Annotated in this window: 18 protein-coding genes, 1 tRNA gene and 1 pseudogene; 8 read left to right on the top strand and 12 right to left on the bottom strand. The window is 61.4% G+C overall.

Features of this window, described 5'->3' with window-relative positions; genetic code table 11:
* From QZ638_RS14900 to QZ638_RS14870, 7 genes and pseudogenes are all read right to left on the bottom strand, one after another.
* Nucleotides 1–678, bottom strand: a pseudogene (locus tag QZ638_RS14900) (vitamin B12-dependent ribonucleotide reductase); the annotation flags it as partial.
* Nucleotides 679–1355: 677 nt separating this feature from the next.
* A complete protein-coding gene (locus QZ638_RS14895; protein ID WP_295812014.1) occupies nucleotides 1356–2894 on the bottom strand; it encodes an inorganic phosphate transporter in 1539 nt (512 codons plus the stop codon).
* A gap of 115 nt (nucleotides 2895–3009) precedes the next feature.
* Nucleotides 3010–3477 carry an NUDIX hydrolase gene (locus QZ638_RS14890; RefSeq protein ID WP_295812020.1) on the bottom strand — a complete coding sequence of 156 codons (468 nt, stop codon included), beginning with the start codon at nucleotides 3475–3477 and terminating at the stop codon, nucleotides 3010–3012.
* 227 nt (nucleotides 3478–3704) lie between these two features.
* Nucleotides 3705–4427 (bottom strand): 5,6-dimethylbenzimidazole synthase, encoded by a 723-nt coding sequence (gene bluB / locus QZ638_RS14885; RefSeq protein WP_295812011.1) that lies wholly within the window; start codon nucleotides 4425–4427, stop codon nucleotides 3705–3707.
* A gap of 33 nt (nucleotides 4428–4460) precedes the next feature.
* A complete protein-coding gene (gene gpt / locus QZ638_RS14880; RefSeq protein ID WP_295812008.1) occupies nucleotides 4461–4958 on the bottom strand; it encodes a xanthine phosphoribosyltransferase in 498 nt (165 codons plus the stop codon).
* 257 nt (nucleotides 4959–5215) lie between these two features.
* On the bottom strand, nucleotides 5216–6058 hold the full coding sequence (locus tag QZ638_RS14875) for a universal stress protein (RefSeq protein ID WP_295812005.1): 843 nt from the start codon (nucleotides 6056–6058) through the stop codon (nucleotides 5216–5218).
* A 75-nt stretch (nucleotides 6059–6133) separates the two neighbouring features.
* Complete coding sequence (locus QZ638_RS14870) at nucleotides 6134–6886, bottom strand: competence/damage-inducible protein A (RefSeq protein ID WP_295812004.1); 753 nt, start codon at nucleotides 6884–6886, stop codon at nucleotides 6134–6136.
* A gap of 189 nt (nucleotides 6887–7075) precedes the next feature.
* Here QZ638_RS14870 and wrbA point away from each other — a divergent pair, with 189 nt between their 5' ends.
* The 3 genes from wrbA to QZ638_RS14855 all read left to right on the top strand — a co-directional run bounded on the left by wrbA (nucleotide 7076) and on the right by QZ638_RS14855 (nucleotide 8319).
* Nucleotides 7076–7675 (top strand): NAD(P)H:quinone oxidoreductase, encoded by a 600-nt coding sequence (gene wrbA, locus QZ638_RS14865; protein WP_295812001.1) that lies wholly within the window; start codon nucleotides 7076–7078, stop codon nucleotides 7673–7675.
* Nucleotides 7676–7809: 134 nt separating this feature from the next.
* A tRNA-Leu gene (locus tag QZ638_RS14860) sits at nucleotides 7810–7895 on the top strand.
* A gap of 49 nt (nucleotides 7896–7944) precedes the next feature.
* Complete coding sequence (locus QZ638_RS14855) at nucleotides 7945–8319, top strand: VOC family protein (RefSeq protein ID WP_295811998.1); 375 nt, start codon at nucleotides 7945–7947, stop codon at nucleotides 8317–8319.
* 158 nt (nucleotides 8320–8477) lie between these two features.
* Here the strand turns inward: QZ638_RS14855 and QZ638_RS14850 are convergent, their stop codons facing one another.
* On the bottom strand, nucleotides 8478–9053 hold the full coding sequence (locus QZ638_RS14850) for a GNAT family protein (protein ID WP_295811996.1): 576 nt from the start codon (nucleotides 9051–9053) through the stop codon (nucleotides 8478–8480).
* Nucleotides 9054–9272: 219 nt separating this feature from the next.
* Here QZ638_RS14850 and QZ638_RS14845 point away from each other — a divergent pair, with 219 nt between their 5' ends.
* A complete protein-coding gene (locus QZ638_RS14845; RefSeq protein ID WP_295811989.1) occupies nucleotides 9273–9737 on the top strand; it encodes an anthrone oxygenase family protein in 465 nt (154 codons plus the stop codon).
* A gap of 90 nt (nucleotides 9738–9827) precedes the next feature.
* Here QZ638_RS14845 and QZ638_RS14840 read toward each other — a convergent pair whose 3' ends face one another.
* The 3 genes from QZ638_RS14840 to QZ638_RS14830 form a co-directional block, all read right to left on the bottom strand.
* On the bottom strand, nucleotides 9828–12377 hold the full coding sequence (locus tag QZ638_RS14840; protein ID WP_295811987.1) for an autotransporter outer membrane beta-barrel domain-containing protein: 2550 nt from the start codon (nucleotides 12375–12377) through the stop codon (nucleotides 9828–9830).
* A 292-nt stretch (nucleotides 12378–12669) separates the two neighbouring features.
* Complete coding sequence (gene recQ, locus QZ638_RS14835) at nucleotides 12670–14475, bottom strand: DNA helicase RecQ (RefSeq protein ID WP_295811986.1); 1806 nt, start codon at nucleotides 14473–14475, stop codon at nucleotides 12670–12672.
* 84 nt (nucleotides 14476–14559) lie between these two features.
* Nucleotides 14560–15456, bottom strand: coding sequence for a LysR family transcriptional regulator (locus QZ638_RS14830; protein ID WP_295811984.1), 897 nt, complete (start codon nucleotides 15454–15456; stop codon nucleotides 14560–14562).
* Between the two features lie 117 nt (nucleotides 15457–15573).
* On the opposite strand from QZ638_RS14830, the gene QZ638_RS14825 reads away from it, so the two are divergent.
* A complete protein-coding gene (locus tag QZ638_RS14825; protein WP_295811981.1) occupies nucleotides 15574–16509 on the top strand; it encodes a DMT family transporter in 936 nt (311 codons plus the stop codon).
* 58 nt (nucleotides 16510–16567) lie between these two features.
* The gene (locus QZ638_RS14820; protein WP_295811979.1) at nucleotides 16568–17209 is read left to right on the top strand and encodes an NAD(P)-dependent oxidoreductase; all 642 of its coding nucleotides are present in this window, start codon (nucleotides 16568–16570) and stop codon (nucleotides 17207–17209) included.
* An 18-nt stretch (nucleotides 17210–17227) separates the two neighbouring features.
* On the opposite strand, the gene QZ638_RS14815 is transcribed toward QZ638_RS14820, so the two are convergent.
* Nucleotides 17228–17986: an SDR family oxidoreductase gene (locus tag QZ638_RS14815; protein ID WP_295811976.1), complete on the bottom strand. Its 759-nt coding sequence runs from the start codon at nucleotides 17984–17986 to the stop codon at nucleotides 17228–17230.
* A gap of 99 nt (nucleotides 17987–18085) precedes the next feature.
* Between QZ638_RS14815 and QZ638_RS14810 the strand changes: the two genes are divergently transcribed.
* Both QZ638_RS14810 and QZ638_RS14805 read left to right on the top strand, forming a co-directional pair.
* Nucleotides 18086–18688 (top strand): TetR/AcrR family transcriptional regulator, encoded by a 603-nt coding sequence (locus QZ638_RS14810; RefSeq protein WP_295811974.1) that lies wholly within the window; start codon nucleotides 18086–18088, stop codon nucleotides 18686–18688.
* A gap of 154 nt (nucleotides 18689–18842) precedes the next feature.
* Nucleotides 18843–19472 (top strand): amidohydrolase family protein (locus QZ638_RS14805; protein WP_295812017.1); only part of this gene is annotated, 630 nt, incomplete at its 3' end.

Below are 19472 nucleotides of genomic sequence, written 5' to 3'. Positions count from 1 at the left end.
TTTGAACAGGCGCGCTTCGCGGACCCACAGGTCCATGATGCCGCCTTCGTTCACCAGGTCGTCGCCGACCGACTGGATGAAGCAGGCATGGGGCTGCGGGTGCTCATAGGCCGACTTGGACTTCACCAGCTTGCCGGTGAAGGGGTCGACATAATAATGGCCCTGGCCAGGACCATCGATGCCATAGGCCCAATGCAGGCCGGTGTTGAACCATTGCGGGGAATTGGGGGCGACGCGCTGGGTGGCGAGCATGTAGCAGAGCTCGTCCATGAAGGCCTGCGCGTCTTCCTCGCCGTTGAAATAGCCGCCCTTCCAGCCCCAGTAGGTCCAGGTGCCGGCGAGGCGGTTGAAGACCTGCGCGGCGCTGGTCTCGGAACCGTAGCGCTCGTCCTCTGGCAGATCCTTCAGGGCTTCCTCATCGGCCACCGAACGCCACAGGAAGGAGGGGACGTCGTTTTCCTCGACCTTCTTCAGGCGCGCGGGCACGCCGGCCTTGCGGAAATATTTCTGGGCCAGAATGTCGCTGGCGACCTGGGAGAACTGCGCCGGAACGTCGATATTCTCCAGCCGGAAGACGATGGAGCCATCCGGATTCTTGATTTCGCTCGTGGCCTTGCGGAAGGAAATCTCCGCATATGGGCTCTGGCCTTGCTTGGTGAACCGGCGTTCGATGCGCATTTTATCCTCTTCGCCCCTAATCCAAATATAGTGTCTGCGACGGTCAATGCCTCATCACATTTACACCGTGCAGACACTGTGTCCGCCGACTGCCGTCCACCGAAGCGAACGGCTCTCCTTTACCGAAGGTTGGTGCCTCTTGGCGAACCTGAGAAACGGTCCTTTCGAGGTCTTGCCTCGCATTCTGCGAAACCGCCCCCAACCTGACGCCTATGCGACGATGATGTCACACAACTTTCACACTATCTGGTGCGCAGAATATCTGAAGACACTAAATATAGTGTTAACAGCTTCTTTATGCCAGCCTGGCACACACGCCCCCGCTTGCTTTTTTTACGGCGCAAACGACACCGTTCTGCCTGAATAGGTGTTCAGGCAGGTCTCGGAAACTCAACACAAAATCGGAAAATCGACCGGCCTGTCGCCGACCAATCGCACCTTACGAACGCAGGCGCGGATTCCATAAAAGGCGACTCGTATCCTCACGTCAAGGAGTCGAGTTTGGATCATTTATGACCGCAAGATGTTGTGTGTCATGTGTGTGAATAATGGGGAAGTCGCTCAGACGCAGTTGCGGTTTGGAAAACCCAGCGTTCCCGGTGCCTTGAGGAGCGGGCGATAAAAAACGCGCGACGGAGAGCCGCGCGTCTGGACAAGTCCGTTTATAAAGTTTGCGGTCAGGCGACGAAATCGAGAACCAGGAAGATGCAGGCTGAAAGCACGGCCGCCGCCGGAACCGTGGTCACCCATGCGGCAACGATGGTGCGCACATGGGCGCGACGCACCAGCTTGCGACGGGCAACCTCCTCGCGCGATGTCTTTTGCTGCTCGACCTCGAGGTCGTCGTCATTGGCGCCGGCCGCGTTGTCGGCCTTGAGGCGAACGCCCTTGCGCTCCAGATAGGCCCGGCGGCGTTTGGAATGGGCCGTGTACCATTCCCGGAAAAAGCCGACACCGAAAATTGCACCGACGGCGGTGTGGGTGGAACTGATCGGCAGACCGAGACCGGAAGCGATGATGACGGTGATGGCGGCCGACAGAGCGACGCAGAATGCGCGCATCGGATTGAGCTTGGTGATCTGCTCGCCGACCATGCGGATGAGTTTCGGTCCGAACAGGACGAGACCGATGGAAATACCGGCAGCGCCTATAACCATCACCCAGAGCGGTATGGTGACGCTGGTGTTGACGGTGCTCTCATGGACCGTGAAGACGATGGCTGCCAGTGGGCCGACCGCGTTGGCCACGTCGTTTGCGCCGTGGGCGAAGGAGAGCAGGGCGGCCGAGATAACCAACGGCACCTTGAACAGGCTGCGCAGCGACTGGTTGCGGTTTTCTAGCCCCTCCGACTGCGCATGCACGAAGAGGTGCGCCAGGAACCAGATGACGGCGAAGAAGGCGAGGCCGATGATGCCTGCCCCCATGCCGCTTACCGGAAAGACCTTCTTGAGGCCCTTGAGTGCGAGATAGGCGGCGAACGCACCGCCCATAATGGCGATTAGGAGCGGCAGCCAGCGTCGCGCCGCCGTGATCTTGTCGTCCTGATAAATGATGGCGGTCTTGATGAAAGCCAGGAAAATGGCGGCGACAATGCCACCGACCACCGGCGAGACAACCCAGCTTGCCGCAATCTGCGCCATCATCGTCCAATCGACGGAGGAAAAGCCGGCGGCGGCAACGCCGGCACCCATGACGCCGCCGACCACCGAATGGGTGGTGGAGACCGGTGCGCCGATCCAGGTCGCCAGATTGATCCACAGCGCGGAAGAGATGAGGGCGGCCATCATGGCGCGAACGAAGGCTTCGGGCGTCCCCACGGCAGCCGGGTCGATGATGCCCTTGGAAATGGTGTCGACCACGTCGCCACCGGCGATGAGAGCGCCGGCGCTTTCGAATACGGCGGCGATGAGAAGCGCGCCGCCCAGCGTCATGGCTCTTGCACCGACGGCGGGGCCGACATTGTTGGCGACATCGTTGGCACCGATGTTGAGCGCCATATAGGCGCCGATCGCTGCGGCGGCGACGATGATCACCGCACGCGGTTCGCCGAAGGTATAGGTGGCCGCGAAAACGGCCGTAAGCGCCAGAAAGAGCAGGCCGAGGCCCGGTGCGATGAGACCGCGAGCCACGGTGGAGGTGGCTTGCTCGACATGGACGAGCTTGTCCAGATCCTTGTCGAGGGTCTGTTTGCGCGGGTTCGTGGTGGTGTCGCTCATGCGATTTCCAACTCGGGGCCGTGCTTCACGACGGTGAAGAGATGCGAAAAGGGATTCCGCCACGGGTTAGGAAACAAAGCTGCGCACGGCAAGTATGGATGACGAAAAAGACCGTTCAGGCGGCGATTTCCCGTGGATTGTGGCCGAACTCGACCAGAAGTTCGCCGAGGTCCGGCTCGTCGACGGCAGCCGCAGCTTCCTGGGGAGAGAACCACTGGCGGGTGCGCTGCTTGCGTTCCGGCCATTTGCTGCGCTCTTCGGTGACTTCGAGGGGAACCACGGCGACTTCGCATGGCCATTCGACGCCGGTGCCGTCTGTCTTGTGGTAGTAGAAGCGGCCGACTTCCCCTTCGGCGGGGCGTCCGCGCACGCCGGCTTCCTCGCGCGCTTCGCGCTGCGCCGCCATGGCGAGTGTCTCGGATCCTTCGGGCCAACCCTTGGGAAGCACCCAACGGCCCGTACCACGGCTTGTCACCAGCATGATCTCGACACCGTTTCCGCTCGCAGCCCTGCGCCACGGCAGGGCAGCAGCCTGCACCCGGCGGGGATTTCCGCCGAACAGACGTCGGACCGTTTCGGTCAGCCGCAAACGTGTGCCGTGAGTAAAAATCGTACCTCTCCTCACCCGGACACGTCGCGCCGGGTTTCGTGGATTTCCTGCAAGTGACTGTTTCTACGCCTAACTTACGCGTCGGGCGGTCGCGCTCCGCCGGGCCGTTTTCGGGCTCGAATCAAATGGGCGCAGAAAGCCTGCCAGCAGAAATAGTGAATAAACGACAAAAATCAAGGGGTTGGCGCAACAATCATGCGTTAATCCTTGGGCGCGGGCATGTGCCGTTGCGCGTTCCAGCCGTCTTCATGGACATGCGCCCCCACATTGTCGCGGGTACGCCAGCCGCGTTTTTCGAGTTCGGGGCGGTCGAAGAAACCTCGTACATGGCCGACGCAGAGATAGCCGACCAGGCGCAGGCGTTCGGGAATTCCAAGCACGGCTTTAACCCGGTCCTCGTGCAGGATGCTCACCCATCCAACGCCAATCCCCTCGGCACGGGCGGCCAGCCACAGATTCTGGATGGCGCAGACTGTGCTGAACAGATCGGTATCGGCCATATGGGTGGCGCCGAGGATGACAGGTCCACCGCGGGCGGGATCGCTGGTGACGCAGATGTTGAGTGGTGCCGAAACAATCCCTTCAAGCTTGAGCGTGCGGTATTGGGCCTGTCGTTCGGCCGGGAAACGCTGTGCCGCTTCGGCATTGGCCTCAGCGAAGATCGCGGCGATCCGGCTGCGGATTTCGCGCTTGCGGATGAGAACGAAGTCCCAGGGCTGGGAGAGACCGACGGATGGTGCCTGATGGGCGGCGGCGAGGATGCGAGCGAGCGTGTCGCCGCAAATCGGGTCGGGCAGGAACTCGCCGCGCACGTCGCGGCGTGTGGCGATCGCCCGATAGACGGCATCGCGGTCGGCATCGGCGAATGCGACGCCGGGCGCAAGATCTTCGACCTTTCCGGGCTCGTCGTCGGTGCGCGGCATGCTGGAAGCCTCCATGCGCCAGTCTGTGAGGGGTCAGCCGCGCGGGTCCTCGGCTATGGGCTTCTGGTAGGAAAAGCCCATGTCCCAGGGAAAATAGATCCACGTGTCCTGCGAAACCTCGGTGACGAAGGTATCGACCAGCGGCCGGCCTTTGGGCTTTGCATAGACCGTGGCGAAATGGGCTTTCGGCATCATGGCGCGCACGATGGCGGCCGTTTTGCCGGTGTCGGTCAGGTCGTCGACGATCAGCACATTCTCGCCGTCGTCCTGGAGGAGTTCGGCATTGATCTCCTTGAGAACCTTGAGATCGCCCTGTTCGGCATAGTCGTGATACGAGGCGACGCACACGGTTTCGATCAGGCGGATGCCCAGTTCGCGCGAGATGACGGCGGCGGGCACGAGACCGCCGCGCGTTATGCAGACGATGGCCTTCCAATCGCCATTGACGCCGGCCAGACGCCAGGCGAGGGCGCGGGCGTCGCGGTGAAACTGATCCCAGGAAACGGGAAAGGCTTTTTCGGGAAGAGACATCGGCATCGCACTCCATGGACGCATCGCAGCGGCAGATCGGAATGCGCGGTGAATTAGCCGGAAAGTGATGCCGAGCGCAAGCCCGGCGCCCGGCGATAAAGCGTTTCCGTGTTTCTGCGAATTACGAGAACGCCTTGCTTTTGTGTATTGCCGCGGTTCCGGACGGAGAAACGCTCTCTTTTTCCGGAATTGCCAGCGCGGATCGCGATCGAAAACCGGTGTTTATGGCGGCCATGCGGAACTCGGCCATGCGGATATCAATGCGCCATCAGGGTCGGCACTGTCATGCTTTGCAGGAGGGTGCGGGTTGCACCGCCGAACACGAATTCGCGCAGCCTGGAACGGCCGAACGCGCCCATGACCAGGAGGTCGGCGCCGGTATCGGCGACGCGGTTGACCAAAACGTCGCCGTGAGAAACGCCGCCAGCCTGCTCGACCTTGACCGTCACATCTATATCGTGGCGGGCGAGCGCCGCGGCAATGGCCGTGCCGGCCATGGAGGCGTCGCGGCGGGGCGTGTCCTGCGGGTCGACGCAAAACACCTCGACACTGTCGGCTTCTTTCATGAAGGGAAGAGCGTCGAAGGTCGCACGTGCCGCCTGGCGGCTTCCGTTCCAGGCGAGCACGATTTTCTTGAACTCGGCCTCGCGCGCCTTGTGGATGTAGGGCACGAGGAGAACCGGCCGGCCGCTTTCGAAAAGCAGGGCTTCCACGTTGGCTTCCATGACGCCTGCAGCGTCCGGGTCTGTCTGCTGGGCGATGACAAGATCGGCGCTGCGCGCGCTTTCGATGCCGGAAATCGCCGAATCGCCGGAAACGCTGTCGAAACCGCGCCATTCATTGCCCACGCCCTCGATACGAGCGCGTTCGTTGAACAGGTCGCGGATGACGGCGTGGCGACGGTTCGTCTCTTCCTGCATGTCGACGCTCAGATCGACCACGGGCCCACCCATGGGCGATGCCATGACCATCGGCAGCGCTTCGGCGTGCAGGCCGATCACGTGACTGTCGTGACGGGCAGCCAGCGGCAGGGCCAGATCGAGAACGCGCGGAGCGTCGGCTTCGCTTTGAAGAATGGCGAGAATGGTCTTGTAGCTCATGTCAGCCTCCTTGGAGCTGCAATGCGATGCGCATTCTTTCCTAACGCGCAGTCGGGCAGAAAGTTTTGCGCCAGATCAACCTTTTGCGACCTGCCTGGGCGGCATGGCCTCAAGCATGGTTCCGACCGCCTTCACGGCCGCCGCAAGTGCGGTTTCCGAACGGGAGCGAACCACGATTTCGGTCCAGAAGGAACCGTCCCGATATTTTGGATAGGAGCCGATGATGGTTTCGGGGTGGGCTGCCTGGATTTCACCGAGCGGCCCGCCGATCGCGCCTTCGGGGAGGGGCGAGGGTATGGTTTCGGAAATGAGTTTCACACCCGCCCTCAGGGTCGGAACCACGTTGTCGAGCATGGCCTGGAAGATCGCCGGCACGCCGGCCATAACGTAGACGTTTTCGACACGGAAGCCGGGTGCGGCCGAAATCGGGTTGTTTATATGCTCGGCGCCTTCGGGCATCCGGGCCATGCGCTTGCGGGCGTTAGAAAATTCGATATCGCGGCCGGCGTAGTGCTTTTCGAGGAGACGATAGGCCTTGTCGTCGTAGCCGCAGGGCCGGTCGAAGGCGCGGGCGATGGAATCGGCGGTGATGTCGTCATGGGTGGGGCCGATGCCTCCGGTGGTGAACACATAGGTGTTTCGTGCGCGAAGCGCGTTGACAGCCTCGACGATGGCCGCTTCATCGTCGGATACGATGCGGACTTCCCTGAGGTCGATGCCGACGGCCGTGAGCATGTCGGCCAGATGGCCAATGTTCCTGTCCTTTGTGCGGCCCGACAGGATTTCATCGCCGATGACCACCATTGCGGCCGTTACGAGTTCGCTCATTTCAGTCAGATTCCTGTTCACGAAAGGAGAGATAGACCTGCGACGAAGCGAGGGCAATGGGCCTCAAACAGTGAACAGTGTGTCAGAATTCATGCGGTTTTTGGTGAACCGATTTCGGGGTAGATGCGTTGAGGCCGCGTTGTCGCGGCAGACGACTGAACCCGAGATTGCAGCGAAGCGGAGCAGACAATGACAAAAATTCTGGTTCTCTACTACTCGAGCTGGGGCCACATGGAAGCGATGGCCAAGGCCGCCGCCGAGGGCGCGCGCGAAGCGGGCGCCGATGTGACCCTCAAGCGCGTGCGCGAACTGGTGCCCGAAGAGGTGGCCAAGGAAGCGCATTACAAGCTGGACCAGGAAGCGCCGATCGCTGAACCTCTGGAACTTGCGGATTACGACGGTTTTGTTTTCGGCGTTTCGACGCGCTACGGCATGATGGCCGCGCAGATCAAGAATTTTCTCGACCAGACCGGACCGCTCTGGGCCGAAGGCAAGTTGATCGACAAACCGGCGACGGTCATGTCGTCGACCGCCACCCAGCATGGCGGTGCCGAGATGGCACTGGCGTCCACGCAGCTCGCCCTGCAGCATCACGGAATGTTGATCGTTCCACTCTCCTACGCTTATCAGGACCAGATGGGCAACGACACGGTGCGTGGCGGGGCGCCCTACGGCATGACCACCACAACCAATGGCGACGGCTCGCGAATGCCGTCCGAACAGGAGCTTGAAGGCGCCAAGTTTCAGGGCAAGCGCCTCGCTGAGATCACCGCTAGGCTCGCCGGTTGATCCCGATGCAAGTCCTGAAAAAGCGGTCGGCAGGTTGCCGGCCGCTTTTTGCTTCTTTGAACATGCGTATTTTCTGAAGAACATGCGTATCCCGCTTGATCGGGCGGGTTTCTACCGCTAGTCGTTGTGATCGTGCGGACGTGGCGAAACTGGTAGACGCAAGGGACTTAAAATCCCTCGATCCTTGATCGTGCGGGTTCGATTCCCGCCGTCCGCACCAGATCACCATTCCGGATCATCTTCTCACAGTATTTCAATGGGGAGAACGCATGTTCGATCATGTAAAATTCGGGGTCGGCGATTTTGCGGCGAGCAAAACTTTCTACCTCAAGGCACTTGAACCTCTGGGCGCGGCCGTCGCTTCGGAGGGATCCGAAACCTATGGCATCGAGATCAGTGCGGATGGCAAGACCTCGCTTTGCCTGTTTCAGACCGAACAAACGCCCGCGCATCTCCACCTGGCCTTCGTGGCCGAGAGCCGCGAGCAAGTCGATGCATTCTATCACGCGGCCCTGAGCGCAGGTGGCAAAGATAATGGAGCGCCCGGCCTGCGTCCGGAATATTCCGCCAATTATTATGCTGCTTTCGTTATCGATCCGGATGGGCACAACATCGAGGCGGTTTGTTACGAAGCTGAGGTCTGATCTCTTCTTCGCGACGCCGCTTGCAGCCGCTTCCATGGGGAAATCCGAGAGCGAAGCTCAAGTGTGTCTTCGCTTCCGTGGCTGATGAAACCTCAGGGATCGTTCCTCGATCTCCCGTGTATCATACAATGGGTTCGAAGAAGGCGTATGCGCGGGGATCAGATCGTGCGGCTTTGCCGCGCCTCGAACTCCGAAGCAAGCATTGCGTAGATAAACTCGTCTCCCCAGTTTCCGTCGAAACGATCATTTTGAAGCAAATGCGCTTCACGACGCATTTTCAAACGTTCGACAACACCGACAGAGCCCGCGTTCAGCGGGTCGAGCCGCGCGAATATCCGATGAAATCCGTATGTCTGGAAACCGAGGCGAAGCACAGCTTGAACGGCCTCGGTAGCATATCCTTTTCCCGCGTAGTCCGGATTGAAGATGTATCCCATTTCCGCCTGGAGGGCGGCCTTGTTGGCAATCTTGAGCAGCGCTTCTCCGATCACGGCCGGTTCTTCCAGCCGCGTGACGGCCAGCCGCAATGTGTCGCCGTCCTCATTGAAGGGGGCCGAAAGAACGGCCGAAAACTGATCTTCAAGCACCCGCCCGGATGGAACGGGAGTGTAGAGAAACCGATAGACCTCGGCTCGGCTATGGTAGGCGGCATAGGCTTCAAAATCGCTCGCTTCAAACAGTCTGAGCGAGAGCCGGTCGGTCAGTATCGGTGCGCTTGGTAGATCGGTGTTCATGATGACGTCATCGCGATTGTTGGTTTCAGAAAGGGACAGGTAGGCGTTATCTTGCGTCCTGCAATGATTTTGCCTGGATTGGGCCGCTGCGTCCGTGGTTTTCGTCCGTGGAGTTCCTGTGACGGGAACAAGGATCGGGCCGCGACGTTTAGCGGTTTCGAAAGGATGCCCGTCCATCTCCGGTCACCGCAATTCAGCATACATACGGGAGAGCGTCTCATGAGAACGTGTTCGGCAATAACACTTGTGCTGACCGCGCTCCTGCTGGGCACGACTTTTGCCCATACGTTGGAGGCTCTGCCGAAACTCGACTACGGTCAGGAAATGTGGGTTGTGCTCCAGCAAACGCTATACCGCTATTATGCCGTGATTGGCGGTCCGGTGGAATTGGGGGCGATCCTCTCTGCGTCGATACTGGCATTTCTGGTGCGAGGACAAAGGATGCCGTTTCTTGCCGCCGCAGCCGGCACGGCCTGTCTTGCGGTCGCATTCTTCGGCGTTTGGTTGCTTGTTACGCGAGATGTGAATGCTCAGGTGCTTGCATGGCCGGCAGACTCCATTCCCGCCGACTGGGCCGATCTGCGGCTGAAATGGGAGGCCTCCCACATCGCACGCTTCGTCCTTCATCTGACAGGGTTCGTTCTGCTGCTCGTTGCGGCTTTGAGGGTCCGGCGGCGCGGATAGTGGGAAACGCCGTGCCAGAGCAGCCATAGACGGGGGCAGATTTCCCGTTGCGGCTTGTTCCGTGACGGTTTCCAAACCAGTTTGCGATGCTTACCAGGAAATATTCAGGCCCAGATTGCCCTCGAATATCTCCGTCTTTTCGCCACCCAGGTTCGTCGTGTAGTCGGCTGTTGCATAAAGATCGACGCGGTCGGTCAGGTTTGCAACCACGCCACCGCCGAGTTCGAGCGACGTTCCGTCGATCTCCGTGACGATCGGATCGCCATCGAAACGCAAGGTTTGTTCGGCCGAGAAGCTGTGCCAGAGATTGGCTTTAAGGTAGGGCTTTATCATGCCGCCGTCATTGCCTGGGAAATTCCCCTGTAAGCGGACACCCAGGCGTCCGGTTACCGCATCGTCCGCATCGAAGGCGATGGAGGAAAAGGTGTCGCTTTGGTCATCGAGCGAGAGGTGCTGCCATATCACCTGCGCCTGCGGTTCGAGCGTCCACCGATCTGACAGCGCGACGGGATAACCGGTTTCTGCAGAGGCGGTGATGCCCGTTCCGTCAATATCGATTCTTTCGCCGGCGCGCGATGCTGTGTCTCCACCGAACCAGGTGCCCATGAGCACGCCATCCAGATACCAGCCTTTCGGCCCGATATGCGTCCAGTAAGCGCCCAGGCTCGTCCCATTGATGTCCAGATCGCCGACGGCCAGATCGTTCCAGCCAAGCGCCTGGCCCTTCACATCGCCGTTCATGCGCGCATAGCTCACGAACACGCCGGCCCGATCCATGTGCCCGTTTTCCGTCTCGCGGGCATACAAATCCTGTCCGACCTGAAAACCGAGCAGGGTCCCGTCGAAGCTCGGGGAGACCGTCCCGTTCCATTTTATCTCTGCGCTTTGGCCGAAGAGACGGCTCCAGCTTGCCGGCAAATAGGTCTCGCCGCCAATCAGAAGGGACTGCTCGCCGCGCCGCTCGTGGAAGGTGCCGAGCGTCGAAAACGCCAGATGATGGACGACTGGCGGAACGACCGCATAAGTCGGAACCTCTGTGCGGTAAAGCGTCACCACTTCGCCGGTTACAGGCGTGGCGTCCGGTGTCGGCGGGTTGACGGTGGTCGTGGTGTTTGGAAGCGGTGGTGGATTGGTCACGGGCTCATCGGGATCGGCGGGCGACAGCGGGTCGGGCGCCGGTGCAGGTTCCGGCACCACCGCCGTCGGCGTTTGCGGATTGACTAAGGTGGAGCGGAGGTACCAGTTTTCCTGAGTGCCGCCGGAGACACCTCCCCTGAAGAGATAGTATTCGAATGCACCCACGGCGACGCGGTTGTTGAGGGCGAATGCTCCCGGGTCCGTCGTGCCGTTTCCGGTTGTCTCGACAACCATGATCCCGTCCTGGACCGTCTCGGCGCCGCTGCCGCCGACATTGACGATGGTCATATCAGTGGTGCCTGAGGCGTTGCCGTCGGCGATCACGAGCTTGTCGGAAGCCGAGCTGTCGTCGCCCAGGACCGTGTTCAGATGGAGTTGAGCGCCGTTCCCCACATAATCGCCTGCGATGGTGAAGATGTCGGTTGTGCTGTCTCCGCTATTGGTCAGGTCGATGGTGCCGGCATTGTTGACGTTTGCCAGCATGCCTGCGTCAAAGGCGCCGATCCCTCCGGACGCACCGCCCCCAAACAGCGTGCTTGTGGCATCGACATTGAGGACTCCCGTGCTCGTACCGCCATCGCCGAGCGTCAGCATGTCGCTGCCGGAGAAGGTTAACTCGGTGCCCATGGCCGCGTCGACCGTTTCCCAGTTCTGAAATCGAGCAGGGCCATCGGTCGCGACATTCTCCAGCGTCAGGTCGTCGGTACCGGGGCCGCCGGTAATGGCGACCGTTTCGCCAATATGGTCGTTTGTCAGATTGCTGAGCGTGGCCGCGTCGTCGTCGTTACCGAGGTCGACGCTGCCTCCTATCGACCCGCCTCCGCTCCACATGAAGACGTCCGTTCCGACGCTCATCCGGACATCGCCGCCAACGGTGCCGCCGGACACGGTTACCCGATCTGTGCCGCCACTGACACTGATGTTGCCGCCGATCGAGCCGTCCGAGAGGGTGATCGTATCGTTGCCGAAGCCGGCGACGAGATTGCCGTCGATAATGCCTCCGGACATGTCGAAAATATTGTCGGCGAGCTTCATGTTAACGCGGCCGATGCGACCACCCGTCATCACGGCTTCGTCGCCGTCGTCGAAAAAGCCGACAATGTGGCCGCCCGACATGAAGAAGGTGTCGAAATGTCCGCCCTGATTCAGGCTGGCGATTCGACCGCCGGTCATGGTGAAGTCGTCGACGCCATCTCCTTGCTGAAGCTGACCCGCAATCTCGCCGGCATGCACTTCGACCGTGTCGACGCCTGGACCGAACGTTATATTGCCGTCGATGAGGCCCGTGCCGCCGGCCGGCATCGTCAACGCGTTGTCGCCGCTCAGATCCAGGACGTCGCCTGTATGCGTGCCGCTGTCGCAAACGAATGCGTCATTGCCGGCGGTTGGAACCAGAGTGCAGGCCGCATCGGCGCTGCCGATCGGAAAACCGCACAGGCCGATGACCGCACTGCCCGATAGCAACAACGCCGTACGCGAGCTTATGAAGGTAGGATTCCGCATCTGCCCCCCAAACAAGAATGTCAGAACACGTTGATGAAGCTACCTCGGCGATCCTGTGTGTCGAAGTAAAGTGACCGGTGGATCGTGGTTGCGACGCGTGCTGACGAATTTTACCTCGTTGGCTGCACTTGCCTTTGCAACTTTGTGCTCAGGATTGTCTACTTTGGAAAGTTTAACAAGCCCTGATTTCAAGAGCGATCATGTATTGGCAGTGGTTCGGGCCTATCAAATCAGGCCGATAAGGAGTGCTGGCGACACCGCTTCCCGTTCACAGTAAGGCGTTTGCGATGCCTTAACCGTGATTGGCGATGACATCCAGAAAGGCTTTCCCGTAACGGTCGAGCTTGGCTTCGCCTATGCCGGAAATACCGGCCATGGCGTGGCGGGAGGAGGGGCGCGATGAAGCCATCTCGATCAACGTCCGGTCATGAAAGATCACGTAGGGTGGCAGGTTCTGCTCGCGGGCGATCTCGATACGTTTTTCCCGCAATGCCTTGAACAGCGCGGCATCGGCCGGAGCGAGCGCGTTTGCGGCGGTGTCGTTTGCGGAAGAACGGCGGCTCTTGCCCTTTGTGCCGGGGTTGGCAACACGCAGCATGAGTGTTGGCTTTTCGCGCAGGAACTGCGCCCCGCGCTCGGATATCGCCAGGCCGCCATGGCCGCTGAAATCGACATCGACGAGGCCGTGGGCAACCATCTGGCGCAGGATCGAACGCCAGGTGCGCTGGTCGTGTTCCTTGCCGATTCCGTAGGTGGAGATCCGGTCGTGCCCAAACCGGGAGATGCGTTCGTCTTCCGCACCCAGAAGCACTGAGACGATATAGGCCTGACCGAACCGTTCTCCCGTGCGGTAGATGCATGAGAGCGCCTTCTGCACGGCAATGGAGCCGTCGAAACGCTCGGGAGGGTTGGCGCAGGTGTCGCAATTGCCGCAAGGTTCGCAATGATCGCCGAAATAGTTGAGCAAGACCTGGCGGCGGCACTGGGCGGTTTCGGCCAGTCCCAGTAGCGCATCGAGCTTCTGCATTTCCATGCGCTTGCGCTGGTCGGACGCGTCCGATTCCTCGATGAAGCGGCGGCGCAGCGCGATGTCGTCGAAACCGTAGAGCATCATCGCCTCGGAGGGCAGTCCGTCGCGGCCCGCGCGGCCCGTCTCCTGATAGTAGGCTTCAATGCTGCCGGGCAGGTCCAGATGGGCGACGAAGCGCACATCCGGCTTATCGATACCCATGCCGAAGGCGATGGTGGCGACCATGATGACGGATTCCTCGCGCTGGAAACGGGTCTGGTTCACCTCGCGCGCCTCGCGGTCCATGCCGGCGTGATAGGCAAGCGCGTTATGGCCTTCCGACTGGAGCCAGGCGGCGGTTTCGTCGGTCTTGCGCTTGGAGAGGCAGTAGACGATGCCGCTCTCGTCCTTGTGCTTTTCCAGAAAGCGCGTGAGTTGACGGCGCGGGCTGTCCTTTTCTGCGACGGCATAGTTGATGTTGGGCCGATCGAAACCGGCGACGAAACTGTCGCGCTCGGCGATGCCCAGATGAGCGATAATCTCGGCGCGGGTGGGGGCGTCGGCCGTGGCCGTGAGCGCCATGCGTGGTGTGTCGGGAAACTCTTGCACCAGCGCGTCGAGCTGCCGGTAGTGCGGGCGGAAATCATGACCCCATTGGGAAAGGCAGTGCGCCTCGTCGATGGCGATGAGCGAAAGGGGAACCTGCTTGAGACGGTCGACCACCGCCGGTCGCAACAAGGTTTCGGGGGCGACGTAAAGAAGATCGAGACCACCATTGCCGATCGCGCGCCAGATGGCTTGCCGGGCTTCGGGCGGCAGATTGGAGTTGAGAGCGGCCGCACGCACACCGGCCTGTTTCAGGGCCGCCACCTGGTCGGCCATGAGTGCGATGAGCGGCGATACGACGAGGCCGAGGCCCGGCCGGCAGAGTGCGGGGATCTGGTAACAGAGCGATTTGCCGCCGCCGGTGGGCATCAGTACGAAGGCATTGTTGCCGGCAATTACGTGATCGACGATCTCGGCCTGACGACCGCGAAAAGCTTCATATCCATAGACGGTCTCGAGGATGTGCGTCGGGTCAGCAGTCACGGCGGGCCTGTCGGGAGAATCGAACGGATACTCTCTCATAACAGGTTTGAGAGTGCGCTGCAGTTGGGCTTCGTGTGTCTCGGCTCAGCGGATCCGGGAGGCGAATGTCTCGATCAGGAAATCGAGAAAAGCGCGCACCTTGGCCTGAACGTGGCGGGCGGAGGGATAGATTGCATAGAGCGTCGTGTCCATCGGCGTCCAGTCGGTGAGCAGTGGGACAAGGCGGCCCGAGGCAAGGTCGTCGCGCACATAAATCCGCGGGGTCAGACTGACGCCGAACCCAGCACGCAACGCATCGCGCACGGCGAGGCTCGAAGTGACCTTGTAGCGGCCGTTGACCGGCACGCTCACACTGCGCGAAGCCTTGTGGAAGGTCCATTCGTCGGCGTGGCCCGAAAGGGTGAATTGCACGCATTCGTGGCGGCGCAGGTCTTCCGGTGTGGTGAGCGCCGGGACGCGCTCCAGATAGGCGGGCGCACAGCACAGCACGTGATCCAGAACGAGCAGTTTGCGTGCGATCAGGCTCGAATTTTCGAGCCGGTCGCTGCCGCGAATGACCAGGTCGAAACCGTCCTCGATGATGTTGACGCGGCGGTCGTCGAGCCTCAAGTCGAGTGTGATCTCGGGATAGCGTTCGAGAAAACGGGGGATCGCCTCCGACAAGGCGACCAGGCTGGCCGCCATCGGCGCGCTGACGCGCAGAAGGCCGCGCGGCTCCTGTTGAAGCGGGCCGAGCGTGGCGTCGGCGTCGTCCAGGTCGTCGAGAACGTCCGCAATGCGCTTGTGGTAGAGCGCGCCCGCCTCCGTCAGGCTCATGCGGCGCGTGGTGCGGTTGATGAGGCGAACGGCGAGATGGGCTTCCAGTTCCCGAATGTTCTTGCTGACGGCGGCGGGCGAAAGGCGCAGGCGCCGCGCGGCCTCGGCGAAACTGCCAAGCTCCACAACGGTGCGGAATACATTCAGGGCGGTGAAGCGATCCATTATTCAATACTATAAGTAAATAGTCATTGATCCAAGTCGCACATTATCAATTCAAACGCAATGAATTAGCTATGCTGCATGTTCAAGGCCAACAAGAATTCGGAAGGCAGGTTCGCTATGGCTGACACGGAAAAGAACGTGACGCAGGCTCATTTGGGCATGCTTTTGTGGGCGCTGATCGTGGGTGCTTCGTTCCCGGCGGTCGGTTTTCTGTCCGATGGTTTGCCGCCGCTGCTTCTGACGGCGCTGCGCTTTGCCATTGCCGCGCTTGCCATGGTGCCGATGGTGCGTGGACGCGAGGACTGGCGTCCGAACCTGCCGGCGCTTTTGCTTTACTCTCTGATGGGGCTTTGCCTTGCCGGCTTCTTCGGCATCATGTTCTGGGCGGCGCACCGGGTAACCGCGCTTTCCATGTCGGCGCTGTTCGTGACCATGCCCTTGATCGCATTCGGGCTGGGGCGCGTGCTCGGCGTGGAGCCACGGGCAAGCGGTCTTCTGGCCATTCTCGGGCTGGGTGCGCTTGGGGCGCTTGCGCTCGCCATGGCGCAGACGGGCGGCGATTTCTCTCAATTGCAGTTTGGCTGGAACGAAGCGCTCTTCTTCGTCGGCTGCATCGCCTCCGCACTCTATCCGGTGCTTTCCAAATGGGGGTTGGCGCGCAACTTGCTCTCGAAGGATGCGGCGGCCCGCACGTTCTGGAGCCTGGCGGGTGGTGGCGTGCTCATCGCGGTCGCCGGGCTCGTTCTCGAACCGGTCGGTGCGCTGACGCAAATGCGCTTGAGCGATTTTTTGCTGGTGGCTTATCTGGGCGTGTTTTCGAGCGGCGTGACCTTTTGGCTCATGCAGCGCGGCACGGGTGTTCTGACACCCGGTGCGGTGACCGCCTACAGCTATCTGGTGCCCTTCGTCTCCATGGTGGTGCTCTTCGTTACACGGCCTGACCTGATCGGCTGGCACTGGTTGCCGGGCAGCGTGATGGTGATTGCCGCGATCACGGTTCTTCTAAGGCGTGGTGTGGGCTCTACGGCCCGGCCCGTGCGGCAGCCCGGTTAGGGCGGGCTGCCATTCTTCTCGTTTCAACACTTCAACAGACGTAAAATGGAGAATGATCATGCGGATCGCTGTTCTTGGTGCGAATGGAAATGTGGGCAGCCGCACGGTGGCTGAGGCGCTTGCGCGCGGTCACTCGGTGACGGCGGTGGTGCGGGGCAGGGACCGTGCCGGAAATGTGCCGGAGGGAGTGACGGTACAGGTTGCCGATGTGCGCGATGCGGATGCCGTGGCGCAACTGGCCCGGGAGCACGACGTGCTGATCGCCGCGACGCGACCCGCAGCCGGAAGCGAAGAAGGCCATGCAGCGATGACGGATGGTATCTTGACGGGACTTGCCGGCAGTGACGCGCGGCTTCTCATGGTTGGCGGCGCGGCATCGCTTGTCGTGCCGGGCTCGGACGGAACGCTCGTTCTCGACGATCCGCGCTTCGTGCCGCCCGCGATCCGACCGATCGCCCAGGCCAGCCTCGATCAGTATCAACGCTGTGATGCCGCCGGGGATGTGGACTGGAGCTATCTTTGCCCGCCGGCGCTGTTGGAGCCGGGTGAGCGAACCGGGCACTATCGTCTCGGTGGAGAAGAACTGCTGGTGGATTCGGCAGGGCGCTCGGCGATCTCCATGGAAGACTTCGCCATCGCGTTGGTGGACGAGGCGGAGGAGGCGCGGCATCGCCGCGCCCGTTTTACCGTCGCGTACTGAACGAAAGCAGCTTTCTCGCTACGTGTTGCTGCCGCCGTCGACGGCGAGCGAAGCGCCGGTGACATACCACCCTTCCGGACCGGCCAGATGGGCGACCATGGCGGCGATGTCGTCGGGCGAGCCATAGCTGCCAAGAGCGGTCAAAGCGCGACCATGGTCGGCATCGGGACCATCGGCCGGGTTCATATCCGTGTCGGTGGGTCCGGGGTCGACCACATTGACGGTGATGCCGCGCGCGCCGACATCGCGGGCAAGGCCCTTGGTGAAGCCGATAAGCGCCGATTTGCTCATGGCGTAAAGCGTGACCCCGCCGTGGGGAACGTGCTGGGCGAAGCATGAGCCGATGGAAATGATGCGCCCGCCTTCGCCCATATGCGACAGGGCCGCCTGCGAGGCGATGAAAACACCTTTCACATGGATGCCGATGGTGCGGTCGATCTCATCCATGGTGACGGTTTCAGGTGGGCCGTAGGGGAAAATGCCTGCATTGTTCACAAGAATATCGAGACGGCCGAACGTTTCAGCGGCCGTGTTGACCGCAGCCGTGATTGCGCGGGGATCGGCACTGTCGGCCTGAATGGCGAGGCCGCTGCGACCGGCAGCCTTTATCTCTGCGATCACACTGTCAGCCCTTGTAGCGTTTGCCGCATAGGTAACGGCCACGTCCGCCCCGCGTGCGGCCAGACGCAGGGCGATGGCGGCGCCGATGCCGCGGCTGCCACCGGTGACGAGGGCTGCCTTGCCTTTCAAATCCTGTCTGCTTTCAGTCTCGGGCATGTCTTTCTCCTATTTATGTACCGAACGTTATAAAAATAGTCAGGCTTGAGAAATCGGGTCAAGCAAATTATTTACGGCTTGGTACAAAAGGTTTTCGAGATGGCAGGACGCGGCAGGCCAAGAGCTTTCGACAGGAACGAAGCCCTGCATCAGGCGATGCGGGTTTTCTGGACGTGCGGGTATGAGGGCGCGTCGGTGAGCGAGCTGGCCGAGGCGATGGGCATAAACAAGCCCAGCCTTTACGCCGCCTTCGGATGCAAGGAAGCGCTGTTCCGCGAGGCGATCGAGCTTTATGAACGTGAGGAGGGGGCTCCGGTCGGCGAGGCACTCGAAAACGGGCGCACGGCGCGCGTGGCCATCGAAACGGCGCTGCGGGTCAATGCGCGCAGTTACACAAATCCCGACAATCCGCGCGGTTGCATGGTGGTGATCTCGGCGCTGGCGGGAGCGCCGGAAAACAACCCCGTCTGCCGGTTTCTGGCTGAAAACCGGCGCGGCAGCGAAGATGAGATCTGCCGCCGTGTCGAACGTGGGGTTGCCGATGGGGATGTGCCTGAAAGCGCTGATCCGCGCAGGGTCGCCGCATTCTACGCAACGGTGATGCACGGTCTTTCTATCCGAGCGCGGGACGGAGCCGCTGCCGAGGAACTGGAACGCGTGGTGGACAGCGCCATTGCCGCCTGGGACACCATCGCGCGCTGATAAGGCGCCCGACTGAAACGGGGCTGGCGCGAAAGACGCGGGTTTGCCAAAGTGCCTCCTCCACAGGAGGATACCGATGTCCGATACCAGGCCCGTGCCATCAACCGACCTCGCGCCCTGGCACGTGGTTGCGCCGCTTCTGGTCGATGTGGCCATGGGGCGCCGGCCGGCGGATCTGGTGGTGCGCAACGGTCGTTGGGTCAACGTGCATTCGGGCGAGGTGATACCTGCCACCGACCTTGCCATCGTCGCGGGACGTTTCGCCTATTGCGGGCCGAATGCAAGCCATGCCATCGGCGAAAACACCAAGGTGGTCGACGCCACGGGGCGTTATCTGGTGCCGGGACTGTGCGATGCGCACATGCATGTGGAGAGCGGCATGGTGACGGTGACGGAGTTCTGCCGCGCCGTGATCCCGCACGGGACGACCTCCATGTTCATCGATCCGCATGAGATCGCCAATGTTCTGGGCCTCGACGGTGTGCGGCTGATGCACGACGAGGCGATGGCGCAGGCGGTGAACGTTTTCGTACAGATGCCGTCTTGCGTGCCTTCCGCGCCGGGGCTGGAAAATGCCGGGGCGGCACTCACCGCCGAGGACGTGGCCGAAGCGATGGGCTGGCCCAACATTGTCGGGCTCGGCGAAGTCATGAATTTTCCTGGCGTTGCGGCCAACGATGCGACCATGACGGGAGCAATCGCCGCCACCGTTCGGGCGGGCAAGACCGTTGGCGGGCATTATGCCTCGCCGGATCTCGGTCTGTCGTTCCATGGCTATGTGGCC

The organism is uncultured Nitratireductor sp. (assembly GCF_913053745.1).
In the GTDB taxonomy this organism is placed as follows: domain Bacteria; phylum Pseudomonadota; class Alphaproteobacteria; order Rhizobiales; family Rhizobiaceae; genus Nitratireductor.
The sequence above is the reverse complement of the archived record's forward strand: the minus strand, read 5'-3'. Positions and strand labels throughout refer to the sequence as shown.

What these genes read in the sequence shown, in the direction of transcription:
- QZ638_RS14830 (WP_295811984.1), bottom strand. Translation starts at nt 15,456, where the DNA reads ATGGATCGCTTCACCGCCCTGAATGTATTCCGCACCGTTGTGGAGCTT.
- QZ638_RS14810 (WP_295811974.1), top strand. Translation starts at nt 18,086, where the DNA reads ATGGCAGGACGCGGCAGGCCAAGAGCTTTCGACAGGAACGAAGCCCTG.
- QZ638_RS14845 (WP_295811989.1), top strand. Translation starts at nt 9,273, where the DNA reads ATGAGAACGTGTTCGGCAATAACACTTGTGCTGACCGCGCTCCTGCTG.
- QZ638_RS14875 (WP_295812005.1), bottom strand. Translation starts at nt 6,058, where the DNA reads ATGAGCTACAAGACCATTCTCGCCATTCTTCAAAGCGAAGCCGACGCT.
- bluB (WP_295812011.1), bottom strand. Translation starts at nt 4,427, where the DNA reads ATGCCGCGCACCGACGACGAGCCCGGAAAGGTCGAAGATCTTGCGCCC.
- QZ638_RS14815 (WP_295811976.1), bottom strand. Translation starts at nt 17,986, where the DNA reads ATGCCCGAGACTGAAAGCAGACAGGATTTGAAAGGCAAGGCAGCCCTC.
- QZ638_RS14825 (WP_295811981.1), top strand. Translation starts at nt 15,574, where the DNA reads ATGGCTGACACGGAAAAGAACGTGACGCAGGCTCATTTGGGCATGCTT.
- wrbA (WP_295812001.1), top strand. Translation starts at nt 7,076, where the DNA reads ATGACAAAAATTCTGGTTCTCTACTACTCGAGCTGGGGCCACATGGAA.
- QZ638_RS14870 (WP_295812004.1), bottom strand. Translation starts at nt 6,886, where the DNA reads ATGAGCGAACTCGTAACGGCCGCAATGGTGGTCATCGGCGATGAAATC.
- QZ638_RS14895 (WP_295812014.1), bottom strand. Translation starts at nt 2,894, where the DNA reads ATGAGCGACACCACCACGAACCCGCGCAAACAGACCCTCGACAAGGAT.
- QZ638_RS14840 (WP_295811987.1), bottom strand. Translation starts at nt 12,377, where the DNA reads ATGCGGAATCCTACCTTCATAAGCTCGCGTACGGCGTTGTTGCTATCG.
- QZ638_RS14855 (WP_295811998.1), top strand. Translation starts at nt 7,945, where the DNA reads ATGTTCGATCATGTAAAATTCGGGGTCGGCGATTTTGCGGCGAGCAAA.
- QZ638_RS14850 (WP_295811996.1), bottom strand. Translation starts at nt 9,053, where the DNA reads ATGAACACCGATCTACCAAGCGCACCGATACTGACCGACCGGCTCTCG.
- gpt (WP_295812008.1), bottom strand. Translation starts at nt 4,958, where the DNA reads ATGTCTCTTCCCGAAAAAGCCTTTCCCGTTTCCTGGGATCAGTTTCAC.
- QZ638_RS14820 (WP_295811979.1), top strand. Translation starts at nt 16,568, where the DNA reads ATGCGGATCGCTGTTCTTGGTGCGAATGGAAATGTGGGCAGCCGCACG.